The 17,302-nt window shown below is 62.7% G+C and carries 17 protein-coding genes; 6 read left to right on the top strand and 11 right to left on the bottom strand.

Annotated features, from left to right (window positions below; translation table 11 throughout):
• Nucleotides 1-37 precede the first annotated feature (37 nt).
• The 4 genes from hisH to AB0O87_RS14055 all read right to left on the bottom strand — a co-directional run bounded on the left by hisH (nucleotide 38) and on the right by AB0O87_RS14055 (nucleotide 2,813).
• The gene (gene hisH / locus AB0O87_RS14070; protein ID WP_363517304.1) at nucleotides 38-673 is read right to left on the bottom strand and encodes an imidazole glycerol phosphate synthase subunit HisH; all 636 of its coding nucleotides are present in this window, start codon (nucleotides 671-673) and stop codon (nucleotides 38-40) included.
• The gene (gene hisB, locus AB0O87_RS14065; protein WP_363517301.1) at nucleotides 670-1,293 is read right to left on the bottom strand and encodes an imidazoleglycerol-phosphate dehydratase HisB; all 624 of its coding nucleotides are present in this window, start codon (nucleotides 1,291-1,293) and stop codon (nucleotides 670-672) included. Before hisB ends, hisH begins: the two co-directional genes overlap by 4 nt.
• On the bottom strand, nucleotides 1,290-2,375 hold the full coding sequence (locus AB0O87_RS14060; RefSeq protein ID WP_363517298.1) for a histidinol-phosphate transaminase: 1,086 nt from the start codon (nucleotides 2,373-2,375) through the stop codon (nucleotides 1,290-1,292). Before AB0O87_RS14060 ends, hisB begins: the two co-directional genes overlap by 4 nt.
• A gap of 69 nt (nucleotides 2,376-2,444) precedes the next feature.
• On the bottom strand, nucleotides 2,445-2,813 hold the full coding sequence (locus AB0O87_RS14055; RefSeq protein ID WP_363517295.1) for a LysM peptidoglycan-binding domain-containing protein: 369 nt from the start codon (nucleotides 2,811-2,813) through the stop codon (nucleotides 2,445-2,447).
• Between the two features lie 289 nt (nucleotides 2,814-3,102).
• Here AB0O87_RS14055 and lexA point away from each other — a divergent pair, with 289 nt between their 5' ends.
• A complete protein-coding gene (lexA, locus tag AB0O87_RS14050; RefSeq protein WP_363517292.1) occupies nucleotides 3,103-3,795 on the top strand; it encodes a transcriptional repressor LexA in 693 nt (230 codons plus the stop codon).
• 62 nt (nucleotides 3,796-3,857) lie between these two features.
• Here the strand turns inward: lexA and metE are convergent, their stop codons facing one another.
• Both metE and AB0O87_RS14040 read right to left on the bottom strand, forming a co-directional pair.
• On the bottom strand, nucleotides 3,858-6,170 hold the full coding sequence (gene metE / locus AB0O87_RS14045; protein ID WP_363517289.1) for a 5-methyltetrahydropteroyltriglutamate--homocysteine S-methyltransferase: 2,313 nt from the start codon (nucleotides 6,168-6,170) through the stop codon (nucleotides 3,858-3,860).
• Nucleotides 6,171-6,207: 37 nt separating this feature from the next.
• Nucleotides 6,208-7,155 (bottom strand): methylenetetrahydrofolate reductase, encoded by a 948-nt coding sequence (locus tag AB0O87_RS14040; RefSeq protein WP_363517286.1) that lies wholly within the window; start codon nucleotides 7,153-7,155, stop codon nucleotides 6,208-6,210.
• 187 nt (nucleotides 7,156-7,342) lie between these two features.
• Here AB0O87_RS14040 and AB0O87_RS14035 point away from each other — a divergent pair, with 187 nt between their 5' ends.
• Entirely contained in the window at nucleotides 7,343-9,211 is a 1,869-nt protein-coding gene (locus AB0O87_RS14035; RefSeq protein WP_363517283.1) for a prolyl oligopeptidase family serine peptidase, read from the top strand.
• A gap of 6 nt (nucleotides 9,212-9,217) precedes the next feature.
• On the opposite strand, the gene smpB is transcribed toward AB0O87_RS14035, so the two are convergent.
• Genes smpB through ftsE form a run of 3 tightly spaced genes read right to left on the bottom strand, consistent with a single transcriptional unit; the run spans nucleotide 9,218 to nucleotide 11,787 of the window.
• Nucleotides 9,218-9,694 carry an SsrA-binding protein SmpB gene (gene smpB, locus AB0O87_RS14030; protein WP_363517281.1) on the bottom strand — a complete coding sequence of 159 codons (477 nt, stop codon included), beginning with the start codon at nucleotides 9,692-9,694 and terminating at the stop codon, nucleotides 9,218-9,220.
• Nucleotides 9,695-9,751: 57 nt separating this feature from the next.
• Complete coding sequence (gene ftsX / locus AB0O87_RS14025; RefSeq protein WP_363517278.1) at nucleotides 9,752-10,666, bottom strand: permease-like cell division protein FtsX; 915 nt, start codon at nucleotides 10,664-10,666, stop codon at nucleotides 9,752-9,754.
• Entirely contained in the window at nucleotides 10,663-11,787 is a 1,125-nt protein-coding gene (gene ftsE, locus AB0O87_RS14020; RefSeq protein WP_363517275.1) for a cell division ATP-binding protein FtsE, read from the bottom strand. The genes ftsX and ftsE overlap by 4 nt, the downstream gene beginning before the upstream one ends.
• A 203-nt stretch (nucleotides 11,788-11,990) precedes the next feature.
• Here ftsE and AB0O87_RS14015 point away from each other — a divergent pair, with 203 nt between their 5' ends.
• Nucleotides 11,991-12,821 carry a DUF2510 domain-containing protein gene (locus AB0O87_RS14015; protein ID WP_363517272.1) on the top strand — a complete coding sequence of 277 codons (831 nt, stop codon included), beginning with the start codon at nucleotides 11,991-11,993 and terminating at the stop codon, nucleotides 12,819-12,821.
• Nucleotides 12,822-12,829: 8 nt separating this feature from the next.
• Nucleotides 12,830-13,684 (top strand): DUF2510 domain-containing protein, encoded by an 855-nt coding sequence (locus tag AB0O87_RS14010; protein WP_363517269.1) that lies wholly within the window; start codon nucleotides 12,830-12,832, stop codon nucleotides 13,682-13,684.
• Between the two features lie 51 nt (nucleotides 13,685-13,735).
• On the opposite strand, the gene prfB is transcribed toward AB0O87_RS14010, so the two are convergent.
• The gene (gene prfB / locus AB0O87_RS14005; protein ID WP_363517266.1) at nucleotides 13,736-14,845 is read right to left on the bottom strand and encodes a peptide chain release factor 2; all 1,110 of its coding nucleotides are present in this window, start codon (nucleotides 14,843-14,845) and stop codon (nucleotides 13,736-13,738) included.
• A gap of 121 nt (nucleotides 14,846-14,966) precedes the next feature.
• Here prfB and AB0O87_RS14000 point away from each other — a divergent pair, with 121 nt between their 5' ends.
• Both AB0O87_RS14000 and AB0O87_RS13995 read left to right on the top strand, forming a co-directional pair.
• Complete coding sequence (locus AB0O87_RS14000; RefSeq protein ID WP_363517425.1) at nucleotides 14,967-16,220, top strand: MFS transporter; 1,254 nt, start codon at nucleotides 14,967-14,969, stop codon at nucleotides 16,218-16,220.
• Nucleotides 16,217-16,768 carry an NUDIX domain-containing protein gene (locus AB0O87_RS13995; protein WP_363517263.1) on the top strand — a complete coding sequence of 184 codons (552 nt, stop codon included), beginning with the start codon at nucleotides 16,217-16,219 and terminating at the stop codon, nucleotides 16,766-16,768. The genes AB0O87_RS14000 and AB0O87_RS13995 overlap by 4 nt, the downstream gene beginning before the upstream one ends.
• Here the strand turns inward: AB0O87_RS13995 and AB0O87_RS13990 are convergent.
• Nucleotides 16,749-17,198, bottom strand: a complete 450-nt coding sequence (locus AB0O87_RS13990; RefSeq protein WP_363517260.1) for a VOC family protein — start codon at nucleotides 17,196-17,198, stop codon at nucleotides 16,749-16,751. The genes AB0O87_RS13995 and AB0O87_RS13990 overlap by 20 nt on opposite strands.
• Nucleotides 17,199-17,302: the final 104 nt, after the last annotated feature.

The following is a 17,302-nucleotide window of genomic DNA, read 5'->3' as shown; positions in this document are numbered from 1 at the left end:
CGGCGAGGGACAAAACGGGTATGCCGCGCGGCGGCAGTCAGAGACTCTCGATCCAGTTGCGCAGCAACTGAATGCCAGCCTCCCCTGACTTCTCCGGGTGGAACTGGGTGGCAGACAGCGGACCGTTCTCTACCGCAGCAAGGAAGGGGTCGCCGTACGTTGTCCACGTCAGCGCTGGCTGTGGGAACGGCGGGATGACGTCAAGTTCCCAGGACTGCGCTGCGTAGGAGTGCACGAAGTAGAAGCGCTCCTGCTCGAGCCCGCGAAACAGCACGCTGTTCTCGGCGGGCTCTACGGTGTTCCACCCCATGTGGGGCAGCACAGGAGCGTTGAGCTCTGTCACGACTCCCGGCCATTCGCCCAGACCTGCGGCGTCGTGACCGCGCTCCACACCGCGCTCGAACAACACCTGCATGCCAACGCAAATGCCCAGTACAGGGCGCCCGCCAGCGAGACGACGGTCGATGATCTCGTCTCCGCCATGTGCCACCAGGGCATCACGAACAGCTTGGAAGGCTCCTACCCCCGGTACGAGAAGACCATCAGCCTCCAGCGCGGTCGTACGGTCGCGCGTCAATACTGCATCTGCACCGGCGGCGATGAGCGCTTTGACGGCGGAGTGGACATTGCCGGATTCGTAGTCGAAGACCGCGATGCGCGGGGATGCGCTCACAGCGCACCCTTCGTAGACGGAATACCGTCAACGAGCGGGTCGAGCGCCTTAGCCTCACGGAACGCACGCGCGAACGCTTTGAACTCCGCCTCCGCGATGTGGTGAGGATCACGCCCACCCAGCACACGGACGTGCACCGTCAACGCCGCGTTGAAAGTAATCGCTTCGAAGGCATGACGCACCAATGAGCCGGTGAAGTGACCGCCGATGAGGTGGTGCTCAAAGCCCACTGGCTCACCGGTGTGCACAAGATAGGGGCGACCCGAGATGTCGACAACCGCCTGGGCAAGTGCCTCGTCGAGCGGCACGAGAGCGTCACCGTAGCGCGAGATGCCTGACTTGTCGCCAAGGGCCTCCAGAATCGCTTGACCGAGCACGATCGACACGTCTTCCACTGTGTGGTGCGCATCGATGTGTGTATCTCCGGAAGCACGCACTGTCAGATCGGTCAGCGAGTGCTTCGCAAACGCTGTGAGCATGTGGTCAAAGAACGGCACGGAGGTATCGATGCGGCTGACACCGGATCCGTCGAGGTTCAGTTCGAGCTCAACGGACGACTCCGAAGTGCTGCGTACACGGCGTGCGGTGCGCGGCGCCGGCGTGGATGCGGAAATGCTCATGACGCCGATCCTATCGAGGCCAGCGCATCGAGAAACGCGGTGGTCTCCGCCTCAGTACCGGCACTCACCCTGAGGTGTCCGGGAATTCCGACGTCGCGCACCAAAACACCGCGGTCATACAACTGTTGCCAGGTCGATTGCGGATCTGTAACCCCGCCAAACAGCACGAAGTTGGACCAGGACTCGTGCGGCGCGTACCCGAGGGCCTCAAGCGTTGCGGTGATGCGATCGCGCTGCTCGACAATCTCATCTACCATCCCGAGCATCACGTCAGAGTTGCGTAGCGCAGCCACGGCTGCAGCCTGGGTGAGCGTGCTCAGGTGGTACGGCAAACGGACAAGTCGGAGCGCGTCAATAATCGTGGGATCTGCCGCGAGGTAGCCCACTCTGGCGCCGGCGAAGGCGAATGCCTTGCTCATCGTGCGCGAGACCGCGAGCCGCTGACGCCCTTCAAGCAATGTCAGCGCCGAGGCAGAGTCGTGCGGAGCGAACTCCTGATATGCCTCATCGACAATGACGATTCCCCGCGCGGCCTCGTAGACGGCCTCAACAACTTCAAGACTGAGAGGCGTGCCCGTGGGGTTGTTCGGCGTGCAAAGAATGACGACGTCTGGATCTGCTGCGCGTACCTGCTCCGCCGCATCTTCTGGAGTGATCGTGTAGTCGGGTTGCCTGGTCCCCGCAATCCAACGCGCGCCCGTGCCCTGGGCGATCAGCGGATACATCGAATAGGTCGGCCCGAATCCAAAGACGGTGCGGCCTGGGCCACCAAAAGCCTGCAAGATGTGCTGCAGCACCTCGTTTGAACCGTTGCCAGCCCATATTTGCTCTGGCATCACGCCATGACCCAGGTACTCCGCAAAAGCTTCACGAAGGGCAGTGAACTCCCGGTCCGGGTACCTGTTGACATCGCGAATCGCTACGGCGATTTCATCAAGGATGTCGCTCGCCACCTCGTCAGGAACCGGATGCGTGTTCTCGTTGACGTTGAGGGCGATCGGTAGTGGAGCCTGGGGAGCACCGTACGGAGTAAGACCACGAAGGTCGTCGCGTAGCGGCAGATCGTTGAGGGAGAGGGTCACCCTTCCCATGCTAAGCCGCCAACCGAGCCAATGCCCAAACCCACTGCAAGCTGCGCAGCTGCAACCTGATTAGCTTGCGTACTGCGCCGGGATCGCGAGCGTCTGGCCGATCTGCAGTTCTCCACTGCGCAGCACGTTCATGCGAGTGATGTCTCCGATAACCTCACGCGGGTCGGTACCAGGAGCGACCGTCGTCGCGATCGACCAGAGCGTATCGCCCGGCATCACCGTAACGGTCTCGACGTTCACCGCGGCAACGTCGTCACCAGATGCGGAAGCACTTCCCCCGCTAATCGCAGCAAAGGCAATGCCAGCCGCCAGGGGAACAGAAGCAAGCCCAAGAAGCACCGCACGACCGCGACCGGTGAGCCGGAGGCGCGTCGTCGAGCCATTCGTTGCGGGGATGACCGCTGCGGTGCTGACGCTGATGCTGCTCATGCCGTGCTCCTTACGCTGTTCCGCAGTGGTGACCCCTGCGGGGAAGTTGGCGTAGCGTTCGCATTCGCGTCTCGGCCGGGAGCCGTGAATGCGAAGCTACGTTCCGAAGATATCTTCGAATTCGAATAACTGTCAAGTTTTCTTCGAAACCGAGTACTCGTTTTGCGCAACACGCTCGAACAGATCTTCCAGATTTGCCCGATTCTCGGATACGGTTTCGATAGGAACACCCCACCACGGGCCTCCGACATTCGAAGAGGGACGTCGGATTACGCACCTAAGGAGCACGATGAGCGAGAACTCTGCCCCCGAGTCGGAGTCACCGCGGACCCGCCGGCGCAAGAATCTGAGCCCCAAGCAGATGGCGATCCTCGAGGTCATTCAGCACTCGATCGCCCATCAGGGCTACCCGCCGAGTATGCGAGAGATCGGCGATGCGGTTGGTCTGAAGTCGTTGTCGAGTGTGACTCATCAGCTTGGCCAGCTCGAGCTCAGCGGCTACCTGCGGCGTGACCCTGGCAAGACGAGGGCGATGGAGGTCTTGATCGATCTGCCAGGCAGCGGCGGCGGCACGGAGAACCCAGACGATGGCGCGACCCCTGTGGGCGATGCAGCCCTGGTGCCTCTGGTGGGTCGCATCGCGGCCGGCGTGCCCATCACCGCCGACCAGCAGGTCGAGGAGATTTTTCCCCTTCCGCGTCAGCTGGTGGGCAAGGGCGACCTCTTCATGCTCAAAGTCTCTGGTGAGTCAATGATCGACGCCGCAATCTGCGATGGCGATTGGGTAGTGGTGCGGTCACAGAACAGTGCCGAGAACGGCGAGATCGTAGCAGCGATGCTGGATGGCGAGGCGACAGTTAAGGTACTGCGCCGTCGGGACGGGCACACCTGGCTTCTGCCCCGGAACTCGGCGTTCGAGCCGATCCTCGGTGATGAGGCCGTAGTGCTCGGCAAGATTGTCGCCGTGCTGCGCGCCGTCTGATCCCTTAAGCGCGACGAAGGCTCTCCCTGACACAGGGAGAGCCTTCGTTCATTTGTCGGAACCTAGACAGCCACGCTCACGTCCGCTCGCACACGGTGCGTTGCTTCGACGATGTTGCGCAACGACGCAGTGGTCTCGGCGTAGCCTCGCGTTTTCAGACCGCAGTCGGGATTGACCCACAGCTGTCGAAGGGGAATCTCTTCGACAGCACGACGCAGCAGCGACTCAACCTCTTCGACCGTAGGTACGCGCGGTGAGTGAATGTCGTAGACCCCAGGCCCGATGCCGTGATCGAAGCCTGATTGGGCGACATCGGTGACCACCTCCATGCGGCTGCGCGCGGCTTCGATTGAGGTGACGTCGGCATCAAGAGCGCGGATCGCATCGATCACCACGCCGAACTCCGAGTAACACAGGTGGGTGTGCACCTGAGTTCCTGCAGACGCACCGCCCGTCGCCAGCCGGAACGAGCCGACTGACCATTCGAGGTAGGCGGCTTGGTCTGCCTGTTTCAACGGCAGCAGTTCACGCAGCGCTGGTTCGTCGACCTGAATGATGGCGATCCCCGCGCGTTCGAGGTCTTGCACCTCTTCGCGCAGTGCCAAGGCCACCTGGTTAGCTGTGTCGCGAAGCGGCTGGTCGTCACGGACGAATGACCAGGCGAGGATGGTCACAGGACCGGTGAGCATGCCTTTCAGGTGTTTTGCTGTCAGCGACTGGGCGTACGTTGTCCAGTCGATCGTGATGGGCGCTGGTCTTGCGACATCACCCCACAGGATCGAGGGTCGGGTGGCCCGCGATCCGTACGACTGCACCCACCCGTTCTCCGTCACTGCGAAGCCTTCGAGGTGCTCAGCGAAGTACTGCACCATGTCGTTGCGCTCTGGCTCGCCGTGCACCAAGACGTCTAGGCCGAGATCTTCCTGCAGGGAGACCACCGCAGCGACCTCACGGCGCAGGAACTCTTCGTAGTCATCTTCCGGAATCTCGCCCCGGATGAACTGGGCGCGCGCACGACGGATATCTGCCGTCTGCGGGAACGAGCCAATCGTCGTCAGCGGCAGGGGTGGCAGTCCGAGCGCTTCCTGTGCGCTTTCTCGCTCTGCGTAGGCGACGCGCGAGAAGTCTGCTTGTGCAAGCTCGCGCCGGCGAACCGCCCCATCACGCACCCCGGGCGCGGACAGTCGGTCTGCCAGGGCAGCAGACGCCGACTCGAGGGCGGCGGTGATCCCCTGTCGCCCGTCAGTGAGGCCGCGTGCAAGCGTCACCACCTGCTCGACTTTCTGATCGGCGAAAGCCAGCCATGAGACGAGGCGTGCATCCAGTTTCGATTCGTCGGTGACATCGTGCGGCACATGCAAAAGCGAGGTCGACGTCGCGGCCGCGATGCTGCGAGCCCCGATGCCCTGGAGAGACTCCAATGTCGTGAGAGCGGCATCGAGGTCGCCGCGCCAGATGTTGTGCCCGTCGATGACTCCGCCCACAATCACCTTGTTCTCGATGCCTGGCACCGCGGCAGGAACCTGGCCTCGCACCAGATCGATCGCGATGGCCTCAATGGGCGCAGCCGCCAGCACAGGGAAGACATCGCCGAGATCGGCGTAGGGCGCCGCAACGAGAATCGCTGGGCGCAGCTGTGCACCGCCGAGCGCCGCCAGTGCCCGTTCAGCAGATGCTGCCAACCGTGCAACGGAGGCAGGGAGCGACTCGCTGACAAGCGCCGGTTCATCGATCTGGATCCACTCCGCACCCGCCTCTTTCAACCTCGCGAGCAGTTCGACGTAGACGGGAAGCAGATCATCCAGGCGACTCAACGGCTCGAAGCCGTCTGGCGCTGCCTCTGACGCCTTCGCGAGCGCAAGCAACGTCACTGGACCCACAAGCGTCGGACGGGTGACGTACCCCTGCGCTTTTGCCTCGGCTACCTGGCGAACGATCCGATCGTGCGCCAGCGTGAAAACCGTCTCAGGACCGATCTCTGGCACCAGGTAGTGATAGTTCGAGTCGAACCACTTCGTCATCTCCAGCGGGGCCCGCTCGCCCTGCCCTCTGGCGACAGTGAAGTACGCAGACAAGCCGATCGTGCCGTCGCTCTCGCGCAGATCGTCGAACCGCGACGGAATGGCTCCGACAGTGACCGCCGTATCGAGAACCTGGTCATAGAACGAAAAGGACTCAGGGATCGCTGAGTCGTGCTGGCCCAGTCCGAGCGCGGCGAGCCGCTGACGCGTCGCCGTACGAAGCTCCGCTGCTGTGCGCTCCAGTTCCTCTTCTCCGATGCGTCCGGCCCAGAACGACTCGACGGCTTTCTTCAGCTCACGGCGACGACCGATCCGCGGATAGCCGAGGATCGTGCCTTTAGGGAATGCAGTCATGATCTTTCCTTTCGACAGATGTGTATACGACAGGGGTTTAGTGGCGCAGTGCCGGGAGTACCCCGGCTTCTGCAAGAACACGCAGAACGGTTTCGTGTTGGTTGAACGCATACAGATGCACGCCAGGGGCGCCACCCTCGACGACATCGCGGGTAAGCCGAGCTGCCCATGCGATACCGATCTCGCGGCGCCCTTCGCTGGTGGGTTCGACGTCGAGAGCGATGGCGAGTTCACTCGGAAGGTCTTCCCCCGTGAGTTCCAATACGCGGGTAAGACGCGCAGGCGATGTGATGGGCATGATGCCTGGAACGATCGGAATCGTGACCCCGGCAATTCGAGCGCGCTCCACGAAGGCGAGGTAGTCATCCGGGTGGAAGAACAGTTGCGTGATGGCGAAGGTCGCACCGGCTGCCTGTTTGGCCAGCAGCGCTTCGACATCTTGTGTGCGGTGAGTTGCCCGTGGATGTCCCTTGGGGAATGCGGCGACGGCGATGTTGACCTTCTTGCCCGGCGTCACGCGAGCAGCGCCAGGAAGCCCTGGCACTGGGGTCTCCTCGTATGGCGCTCGTTCGGCCTGGACGCGACCGATCAGCTGCACAAGCTGCGCGGAACTCTCCAGGTCACCGAGGAAGGCCTCGCTCTCTCCCGCAGGCGGGTCGCCCCGAAGAGCGAGGAAGCTGAGGATGCCGGCGTCGAGAAACTCTCGGATGAGCGTCGCCGCTCCCGCATACGTGTTTCCGACGCAAGTCAGGTGCGCCAACGGTTCGACACCTGTGTGCTCGCGGATGAAGCGGAGTACATCCAGCGATCGTCCACCCGACGACCCGCCCGCGCCGTACGTGACCGACAAAAAGTCGGGACCGGTCGCGGCAAGATGCCGCACGGTATCGTGCAATGCCGCTTCGCTCGACGCCGAACGTGGCGGATACAACTCGAAAGAGAACGGCACTCGAGACTCGGGTGCTGGATGCGTCTCAATAGACATTTCTCTCCTGGGGACAAGGCGGGCCTGGGCCGCGGACGGCGCAGATAACGTCGTTCGCTGGCGGGTGCCGGGCTCGGCTGTCGCTCTACACCTCGGGGTGAACCGGGTGTTTCCAGAAACCTAGAACAGAGCGTTCTTTTGGCGCATATGTGTGACGCCGTATGTCGTGGGCCCATAGGCTCGAAGCATGTCTTCGTCCCCCTACGGTTCCTGGTCATCGCCTTTCACCGCCTCGGCTGTGGCGGCCTCTTCGCCCCGGATCGACGGCGCTCGCTTCGTCGGCACAGAGATTTGGTGGGGCGAGTCTGTGCCGCAGGAAAAGGGAAGGGTGAGCGTGCGCAGCTCCTCCGGCAGCGAGATCTTGCCTGCACCGTGGAGCGCCCGCTCTCGCGTGCACGAGTACGGCGGCGGTGCGTGGGAAGCAGATGGTGAGCACACGCTTTACTTCGTCGACGCCGCCAGCCAGCGGGTGTACAAGGTGACGCCGGGAGCGGATCCACTCCCCCTCACCCCTCCTGGGCCATCCCACGGCGGCCTCCGCTTCAAGAGTGGTCGCCTGCTTGCGGTGCGCGAAGACCTTTCGGTGGAGCCGCACGCCCGTGCGATCGTGGAGATTCCTGTAGACGGATCCGCAGCAGACGATGCCTCGGCGCTGCGCGTCATCACCACAGGAAACGGCTTCGTGGCCCACCCGGCACTTTCGCCAGACGGCTCACGCGTCGCGTGGGTGGGTTGGGAAAACGGACGGATGCCGTGGGAACAGGCCAGCGTCTGGGTCGCGTCCGTCGAAGGTGGGCTGCCCCAGCAGGTACCAACGAGAGCGGCACTGCAACCTGAGTGGCTCAACGACAACGAGCTCATCTTCGCTGACGACCCGCACGGGCGCTGGGGGCTTCACACCATCACGCTCGACGGCGTGAATCCGACGGGCCCTGCCCGGCCCCTGACATCGGCAGACGCCGACATTGGCTACGGCCTGTGGGTGCTCGGCAACCGCTGGTACCGCGTGCTGGATGACGGACGCATCATCGCAGTCCACACGAATGGGCGCGATGAGGTCGTCATGATCGACCGCGACGGAGCGGTGAGTCCGCTCCCAGTTCCCGGGGATGGACATGTCAGCGTCGACGATGCGAGCGGGACCCGAGTGCTCCTTTCCGGCAACGGCTCGCGCGTGACGCCGGGCGTGTGGTGCGTAGATGTCGACTCGGGCGAAGTCGTCACGATTCGCGGCGGAGAGCCCACAGATCCGCAGTGGATGCCTCCGGCAGTCTCGCTCGAGGTCGAAGGACGGCACGGCGCTGTGCATGCCTTCGCGTACCCACCAGCTCATCCCGAGATCAGCGCCTCAGATGACGAACTGCCGCCCTATATTGTGTTCGTGCACGGCGGACCGACCGCCCATGTCACCGGCGCCTCTTCGGCAGCAATCGCCTACTACACGAGTCGCGGCATCGGCGTTCTCGATGTGAACTACGGCGGCTCTACCGGCTACGGACGAGAGTACCGAGAGCGACTGAACGGCCAATGGGGCGTCGTCGACGTCGATGACGTGATCTCCGCGGCGCAATTCCTCGCCGACGCCGGGCTCGCCGACAGGGCGCGCATCGCCATCCGTGGAGGTTCCGCTGGCGGGTGGACGGTGCTTTCTGCGCTGGTGAAGGGCGGTGCTTTCGCGGCGGGAATCAGCCGATACGGCGTCGCTGACCTCCGCATGTTGGTGGCGGAGAGCCACGACTTCGAAGCGCCGTACATCGACGGCTTAGTGGGCCCGCTCCCCTCCCATGAACACCTTTACGTCGAGCGCTCGCCACTCACGCATGCCGACCGCATCGATGTTCCTGTGCTGCTGTTCCAGGGCGAAGACGACCGTGTGGTGCCGCCATCGCAGTCCGAGGCCATCCGTGCCGCACTCGCGGAGCGCGGCGTCGACCACGAATACGTCTTGTATCCCGCGGAGGGGCATGGTTTTCGCAACGCAGAGACAATCGTTGATGCTCTCGAGCGCGAGCTCGCGTTTCTGGGCCGAGTGTTCGGTTTCGAACCGCAGCTTTAGGAGGCGTTACTCGCCGGTGCGGTTGCGGAGACGCATCGCACGGTCAGCCTCACGCGTGTCTTGACGCTCGCGCAGAGTCTGCCGCTTGTCGTATTCGCGCTTACCCTTCGCGAGAGCGATCTCGACCTTGGCGCGGCCATCGGAAAAGTACAGCTTGAGTGGGATAAGCGTGTAGCCACCTGCGGAGACCGCATGCGCGATCTTCGTGATCTCTTCCCTGTGCAACAAGAGCTTGCGAATGCGCTTAGCTGAGTGGTTAGTCCAGTGCCCTTGGGAGTACTCCGGGATATGTACGGAGTCGAGGAAGATCTCGTTGCCTTTGACGAACGCGTAACCGTCACTCAGATTGGCGCGTCCTTGGCGCAACGACTTGACCTCGGTGCCGCTGAGCACCATTCCCGCTTCGTACGACTTCTCGATCGCGTAGTCATGTCGCGCGCGACGATTGGTCGCGATGACCTTCTCTCCGCGTTCCCTTGGCATGATCTTCTCCTGTGGCCGTGATGAGTTCGACCACCGGCCGAACAGCCTTTCAGCCTATCAGGTGCGAAGCCAGCGCCGGATGGCGAAGCCGGCAGACAGCGCGGCGAGAACGATACCGATACCGATCAATACCGGCACCACTCGCGCCACATCGTGCATGGTCACCCAGGTGGTAATGAAAGGCACGCGTCCCCGCAGATATCCATTGACGCCAAAATGTACCCCTGCGATAACGGCTGCGCTGGCCAGCGCAGATCCCAGGAAAGCCGCGAAGACTCCTTCGAGGACGAAGGGAGTCTGGATGAATCGGTTGGAGGCTCCCACCAGTCTCATGATGCCGATCTCTTTTCGGCGCGCGTATGCCGACAATCGGATGGTGGTGCCGATGAGCAGGGTCGCAGCGATCAGCATTAGTACGGCGATACCGATCGCGATATAGGTGGCCACTGTGAGGGCGGAGAAGAGCGGCTCGAGATATTGCAGCTGGTCTTTGACCTGCTCTACACCGGCCTGACCGCTGAATGCTTCAGAGAGCACCTGCGACTGTTCTGGCTCTTTCATCGTGACGAAGAAAACCTCGAATGCTTGATCCGGGGTGAGGACGCTCGCCTGATCTTCGCCGAGTTGCTCGACGAGCTTGGCGTAGGTCTCCTCTTTGGTGTCAAAGGTGAGGGAACTGATCAGTGGCTGCAGCGCCTCGCCTTCGAGCTGGGCGCGCACCGCATCGACCTGCTCTTCGCTCGCTGCACCATCGAGACAGGTTTCTGACTCTGAGACATCGGAGCACATGTACACCGCGACCTGGGCGCGCTCGGCCCAGTAGCCGCGCATCACACCGATCTGGGACTGCATCAGCATTGCCGCTCCCACAAAAGTGAGCGAGACGAAGGTGACGAGGATGACAGAGATCACCATCGAAATGTTGCGTCGGAGGCCGACCAGCGCTTCGGTCAGAATGAGGCCGATTCTCATGAGGTCGGTCCCACTTCCTGGTCGTCTTCGTCTGAAAGCCCGAGACGGTCAGCAACTCCGAGTTCGGCGACGTCCACGGCGGGGAGCGTGATCGGGTGCGTGCGAGGGCCAACGACGGCAGGTTTTTCAGAGGCAGTCGTCTCGACGGGCGCCGGTGGCTCCACCACTTCTGCGTCCTGAGCGGCGTCTGGAGCGCTGAGCGGATTCTGCACCGGCTCTGGCGGCTCTACCGTGCGAGCAGGGTCGGCTGCCGACTTTTCCGTCGACCTGCCACCGGAAGCCGCTGCGGCTGAGCGTTGGGTGCTGAGCTCCTCGGCGAGGGCTGCGCGCACCAGCGAGAGATCGGAAGTCTGGCGCTGCACTTCCTGCACCGCGGTGAGCGCGGCGGCGGCTGCTGCTCCACGAATCTCTTGCGGCACAAGGCGCGGAATGTTGGAGGTGTCACCGTAGCCACCATGAACCTCGTCGCGCACCATCTCACCGTCGCTCAGCTCGATCACGCGGCGCTGCATCTGATCGACAAACCCTGCCTCGTGCGTCGCCATAAGAACTGTGGTGCCACCGGCGTTGATGCGTGCGAGGAGCTGCATGATGTCAACTGATGTGGCGGGGTCAAGGTTTCCGGTCGGCTCATCGGCCAACAAGACTTGCGGGCGGTTCACAAGCGCGCGGGCGATCGCAACGCGCTGCTGTTCACCGCCGGAGAGCTCGTGTGGCATACGCTTTTGCTTACCGTCGAGGCCGACCAGGGCAAGAGCCTCCGGCACAGCCTGCTGAATGAACCCTCGCGAGGATCCGGTTACTTGCAGGGTGAAGGCGACGTTCTGATAGACGGTCTTCGACGGCAACAACCGAAAGTCTTGAAACACCGAGCCGATGTGGCGCCGGAAGTATGGCACCTTGCGGTTCGCGAGCGCGCGAAGGTCTCGACCGAGCACCGCGACCCGCCCCGTTGTCGGTACGTCTTCGCGCAGAATGAGCCGCAGACAAGACGATTTACCGGACCCAGAGGCGCCGACCAGGAAGACAAACTCCCCGCGTTGCACCTCAAAGTCAACACCTGCGAGGGCAGGCTTCGAGGTCCCGCGGTAGCGCTTCGTAACATTTTCGAACCGAATCATGGCCCTCCGAGCCTACGTGCGCCCTCCCGACTCACCGCGAGCGACACCCCGCGGCGAGCGTCCGTCTCGGACTCAGAAGCGTATTCTTCCTCCGTTACGGCCTCTCACAGGTCACCCCCCACTGCTATACGTCGTTGTCCACTGCTATACATGAAGGCGACGGTTGCGCGGATTGCAGCAACCTATTTCTTCAAGGGGGAGCAATGACCACGCCCGCAGGTTGGTACGACGATGGATCTGGCCGACAGCGTTGGTGGGATGGTCAGCAGTGGACCGAGCACTTCGCACCGGCATCTGCAACACCGGCCGCGCCTGCGGAGCAGGAGTACAGCGCTCCGGCCGTGACTGATTACCCGGGAAGCACGCCAGCGTATGCGATGGCACCCTCGGATTACACCGCTCCCACAGCACAGGCAGTGATGCCCCCAGAGGCACCCAAATCTGTCTCGGTGCTGGGACTTGTGGGCCTCGGCCTTTCGGCACTCGGAACCATCTTGGTCTTCATTCCGATCATCGGCTTCATCGGATTCTTCCTTCTCGCCGCCGGCTTTGTCGTCTCTCTCATCTCGCTCTTTCTCAAAGGAAAGAAGTGGCCAGGCATCGCAGGTCTCGTATTGGCCGTTGTCGGCACGATCATCGGCATTGTGATGTCGTTTGTCTATCTCTTCGCGGTGACAGACAGCGTGAGCCGCGAGATCGACGAACAACTGCAAAGTGCCTACCCGACAAGCGAAGCCATCGAACCGGACGCGGATGAAAACGAGGACGTGACCGACGGCGCGACCAGCGGTGGGCGACCCACGGTAGAAGATTTGTCGGTCGGACTCGAGGCCATCATCGCGTCGGGCGATGCGGAAGGTTACACCGAAGAGCACATCACCTGCTTCGCGGAAGAGTTTGAGGCATCCGATCTCGATGACGCGACCCTGTGGGAGATTGCTAACGGCACGACCGCGGCCTTCGAAGATCCTCAGCTCGCGCTCGCCTTCACCGAGGTGTTCACCGAAGCGCTGCCTGTCTGCGCCGTTCCCTGAGCAACAGCATGACGATTCCTTCAGGTTGGTATGACGACGGCTCGGGAAACCGACGCTGGTGGGATGGGCAACAGTGGACGGCGCACGTCACGCGCGGCCCGCAACCCATGCAAGCTGACGCACCGACCATTCAGCCAACAGCCACCCAGCCCGCAAACCCCGCGGTATCGGCAGCTCCTCCCGTATCGGCGTCTCCCCCGATATCACCCGTCGGGGTGATCGGTCTGGTCGCCGCGGGGTTGGGGTTAGCCTGCGTCTTTATTCCGTTGATCTCGTTCGCGGGGTGGGGCCTGCTCGCCGCTGGCTTCTTGCTCTCGGTCGTCTCGCTCTTTCTCCGAGGGCGCAAGTGGCCGGGCATCGCCGGCATCGTGATTGCTGTCCTCGGCGTGATTCTTGCACTCGTTGTGTCGTTCGTCGCTCTTGCGTTCGCTTCGGCGATGCAGGAAGAGGACCCAACTCCGGGTGACGCAGGTTCGCCTGTTGTCGAAGAGTCCGAGCTGGTGCCGTTCGATGACCTCGAAGTGGGCGATTGCCTCCCCTATGTCGAGTACGACGAGGACGACCTCATCTCCGAGTTGCCCGTTGTGCCCTGCGATCAGCCGCACTCCGAAGAGGTGTACTTCATCTTCACCGTCGATGGCGACAGCTTTCCCGGTGAAGAGTCGCTCGAACAGACCGCGTGGGGCCGGTGCGTTGAAGAGTTCGAAGGGTACGTCGGCACTTCTTACGACGAATCCGCGATCGATTTCTACACGTATCAGCCCACGCGCACGTCATGGACGGCGACAGATGACCGCACCATCCACTGCATTCTCTTCAGCTACGAAGACATCACAGGATCTCTGAAAGACGCGCAATACTGATCAGCGATCAATAAAAATGGCCCCGGTTTTCTCCGGGGCCATTTTTTAAAATCAGTCTTCGATCTTGCGTTTGCGCCAGCGGATGCCAGCCGAGATGAAGTCGTCGAGGTCGCCATCGAACACCGCAGCCGGGTTTCCGGATTCTTGCCCGGTGCGGAGGTCTTTCACCAGCTGCTGACCGTAGAGGAAGTAGGAGCGCATCTGGTCGCCCCAGCTGGCGGTGATGTTACCTGCCAGTTCTTTCTTCTTGGCCGCTTCTGACTCTTTCTGCAACAGCAAGAGACGAGTCTGCAACACGCGCATTGCCGCGGCGCGGTTCTGGATCTGCGACTTCTCGTTCTGCATCGACACGACAATGCCGGTGGGAAGGTGAGTCAAGCGCACGGCAGAGTCGGTCGTGTTGACGGACTGCCCACCGGGGCCAGACGACCGGAAAACGTCGACACGGATGTCGCTCTCAGGAATATCGACCTCGGTCGCCTCTTCCATCAGCGGGATCACTTCGACGGCGGCAAACGACGTCTGCCGCTTATCCGCCGAGCCGAACGGGCTGATGCGGGCGAGACGGTGGGTGCCAGCCTCGACAGAGATCGTGCCGAAAGCATAGGGTGCGTCGATTTCGAAGGTGGCTGACTTGATGCCTGCACCCTCGGCGTATGACGTATCCATCACCTTGACGGGGTACTTGTGACGCTCCGCCCAGCGCAAGTACATGCGCATCAGCATTTCGGCGAAGTCGGTGGCGTCGTCGCCACCTGCCCCCGAACGGATGGTGATGATCGCCGAGCGCTCGTCGTACTCGCCGTCAAGAAGCGTCTGCACCTCGAGCTGGTTGATCACGCTGGTGAGGGCGGCGAGCTCAGCCCTGGCCTCTTGCGCGGAGTCTTCGTCTTCCATCTCGAGCGCGAGACCGACAAGCACCTCGAGGTCATCGAGACGTTGTGCGATGCCGGTGATGCGGGCAAGCTCCGACTGGCGGTGACTGAGAGCGCTCGTTACCTTTTGAGCGTTCTCGGTGTCGTCCCAGAGATCGGGCGCGCCAGCCTCTTCGCTGAGGCGCGCAATCTCGTCGCGGAGATGGGAGACATCGACGACCTCGCTGATGTCACCGAAGGTGTGCCTGAGCGCCTGAATTTCGGCGGAGAGATCTAGTTCGAGCATGACACCTCAGCCTAACGTGCTGCCCCGCCGTGCGGGGACGCTCCCGCCGAAGACGCCCGGTAATCGGGGTAGCGTGAGCGAGGTGAGCAGTGCTTCGACGGTCCTTCGCCAGTTCGGGCCGATGGTGTACCTGCCCACGGCGCTCTTCGCGTTGGGCGAGGGCGCTGTCATCCCTCTCATTCCCGTGCTCGCTGTCTCGATGGGGGCAGACGTCGCCTCCGCAGCGCTGGTCGCCTCCGCGCTCGTGATCGGCCAGTTGTGCGGCAACCTCCCGGCGGGGTGGGCTGTAGGCAGGATAGGCGAACGGTTCACGATGGTGATCGCCGGGCTCATCGCGATCGGTGCCGCCGTGGGGATGGTGCTCGCGCCCACACTGGGGGTGCTGGCTGGGTCGGTCTTTTTGCTCGGTATCTGCGCTGCCGCGTTCGGCCTCGCTCGTCACGCGTTCATGACGACGCGGGTTCCTGCTGCTTTTCGTGCGCGCTCACTGTCGCTGCTCGGGGGAAGCTTTCGGCTCGGCATCTTTGTTGGCCCGTTTGTCGCCGCTGGGCTTCTCCAGCTTTTCGGCAGCGAGAGCGCCGCGATCTGGTTCTTCCTTGGATGCCTCATCGCGATGGTCGTACTTGTGTCCTTTGGTCCGGATCCTGAAACGAAATTCGCGCCGGTGTCTGCCATTCACCGCGCTGACGCCGTCGTGGACTCGGGTGAAGCGGTCAGCGGGTCGATCCCGACGATTGAGCGCGCGGGGATCTTCCAGACCATGTGGCGGCAACGCGCCGTGCTCGGACGGCTGGGTCTCGCCGCCGCATCGTTGTCGGCCATCCGGTCGGCACGCCAGGTGGTGTTGCCGCTTTGGGGCCTGTCGCTGGGGATGGATGCGACGAGCATCGCGTTGGTCGTCGGGGTATCTGGCGCCATCGACTTCGCTCTGTTCTATGCCAGCGGTCAGGTGATGGACCGGTTCGGCAGGCTCTGGGCGGCGATGCCCGCGATGCTGCTGATGGGAGCCGGTTTCATCGCCCTCTCGTTCACGCACGATGTGGAGGGCGCAGTGGTCTGGTTCGGGATTTTTGCTGGCGTGCTGGGGCTGGGTAATGGCCTCTCCAGCGGCATCCTGTTGACTCTCGGCGCCGACGCCGCACCTCAGCGCGATCCGGCGGCATTCCTCGGGTCGTGGCGCACCCTGACCGACGCGGGCGGTGCGGTCGCTCCCCTGCTCGTATCGGCGATCACCGCCGCTGCCGCGCTGCCTTTTGCCGCGGCAGCGATGGGAGTGATCGGCCTCGCGGGCGCCGCGGGGTTCCTGCGCTGGATCCCGCGGTTCGCTGACCAAAAGCGGTCCGCCGACGACTCGCCAGAGGAGGCATCCGAATGAACCTGTTGGCATCTGACGCACACCGCCTGATCTCGACGCTGGAACCGCGATCGCAGCGCGAACGCGATGCGCAGGCCGATTTTGCCTCGTTCTTCGGTGCCGACGACGGGCCACTCTTCCGCGAATCTGGGCCGGATCATCTCACCGCATCATGCGTTGCATTTGATCACAGCCTCGAACACACCCTGCTCGTCTTCCACCGCAAGGGTCAGTTTTGGGTGCAACCAGGCGGACACATCGAAGAGGGTGATCGGTCGGTAGCGGCCGCCGCTGTGCGGGAGCTCGCGGAAGAAACAGGTATCGAGGTCGCGGTGCCAGCAGAGGTGCCCGCCTACGACCTCGATCATCACGCACTCTCATCGAGCTTCGGCCGCTGTGCTTCTCACCTCGATATCGGGATCGCTATCGTGGTCGACCGCGAAGCTGCGATCACCGTGAGCCACGAGTCGGAAGACGTGCGCTGGTGGCCCGTCAACGACCTTCCCGCCGAGGTTCCCCCTCAACTCGATCAACGGATCGATGGACTCCTCACGCGCCTTCGCTGTTAGTAATTGCTCGATGCCCCAGCGACTCCTGAAAACGGATGAGGTAGCCATCTGGGTCAGCAACTAAGAACTGGCGGACGCCAGCCTCCTCGAAGTCACTGAGTCGATACCACTGAGTTTCCGGGTGCAGAAACAGTGGATAGCTCGCATTGCGCAGCGTCACAAGTATCGGCTCAATGGCGGGAACGCCTATCTGAAAGTTGATCCCGCGGCCGAATGGCCGTTGGAGCGGGGCGGTGATCCAGTCTCTGCCGCTGCCAAGTTGATCCAGCATGATGTGCGCAGATCCTCTGGACAGATAGGCGAAGCCTTCTTCCACACGCTGATACTCAACGGCGAATCCGCAGAGTCCGCACCAGAACTCGAGGCTTGCTTGCGTATCGCTCACCAATAACTCGGGCACGAGCACAGGGTCCGGCGTAGAGGAAGTCACCCCCTCATGGTGGCAGTTGGCTCAATGCGCGTCCGCTCCCGGGGGACCGTCAGCTCAGTGCACAGTAGTGCGCGTGTTCGGTAGGCCTGGCCGTCAATGTGCAC

Source organism: Microbacterium sp. NPDC076768, from assembly GCF_040687205.1.
GTDB lineage: Bacteria > Actinomycetota > Actinomycetes > Actinomycetales > Microbacteriaceae > Microbacterium.
The sequence above is the reverse complement of the archived record's forward strand: the minus strand, read 5'-3'. Positions and strand labels throughout refer to the sequence as shown.

Coding starts and splice junctions, on each gene's coding strand:
- hisB (WP_363517301.1), bottom strand. CDS start 1,293: ATGAGCATTTCCGCATCCACGCCGGCGCCGCGCACCGCACGCCGTGTA.
- AB0O87_RS14055 (WP_363517295.1), bottom strand. CDS start 2,813: ATGAGCAGCATCAGCGTCAGCACCGCAGCGGTCATCCCCGCAACGAAT.
- lexA (WP_363517292.1), top strand. CDS start 3,103: ATGAGCGAGAACTCTGCCCCCGAGTCGGAGTCACCGCGGACCCGCCGG.
- metE (WP_363517289.1), bottom strand. CDS start 6,170: ATGACTGCATTCCCTAAAGGCACGATCCTCGGCTATCCGCGGATCGGT.
- AB0O87_RS14040 (WP_363517286.1), bottom strand. CDS start 7,155: ATGTCTATTGAGACGCATCCAGCACCCGAGTCTCGAGTGCCGTTCTCT.
- AB0O87_RS14035 (WP_363517283.1), top strand. CDS start 7,343: ATGTCTTCGTCCCCCTACGGTTCCTGGTCATCGCCTTTCACCGCCTCG.
- smpB (WP_363517281.1), bottom strand. CDS start 9,694: ATGCCAAGGGAACGCGGAGAGAAGGTCATCGCGACCAATCGTCGCGCG.
- ftsX (WP_363517278.1), bottom strand. CDS start 10,666: ATGAGAATCGGCCTCATTCTGACCGAAGCGCTGGTCGGCCTCCGACGC.
- ftsE (WP_363517275.1), bottom strand. CDS start 11,787: ATGATTCGGTTCGAAAATGTTACGAAGCGCTACCGCGGGACCTCGAAG.
- AB0O87_RS14015 (WP_363517272.1), top strand. CDS start 11,991: ATGACCACGCCCGCAGGTTGGTACGACGATGGATCTGGCCGACAGCGT.
- AB0O87_RS14010 (WP_363517269.1), top strand. CDS start 12,830: ATGACGATTCCTTCAGGTTGGTATGACGACGGCTCGGGAAACCGACGC.
- prfB (WP_363517266.1), bottom strand. CDS start 14,845: ATGCTCGAACTAGATCTCTCCGCCGAAATTCAGGCGCTCAGGCACACC.
- AB0O87_RS14000 (WP_363517425.1), top strand. CDS start 14,967: ATGGTGTACCTGCCCACGGCGCTCTTCGCGTTGGGCGAGGGCGCTGTC.
- AB0O87_RS13995 (WP_363517263.1), top strand. CDS start 16,217: ATGAACCTGTTGGCATCTGACGCACACCGCCTGATCTCGACGCTGGAA.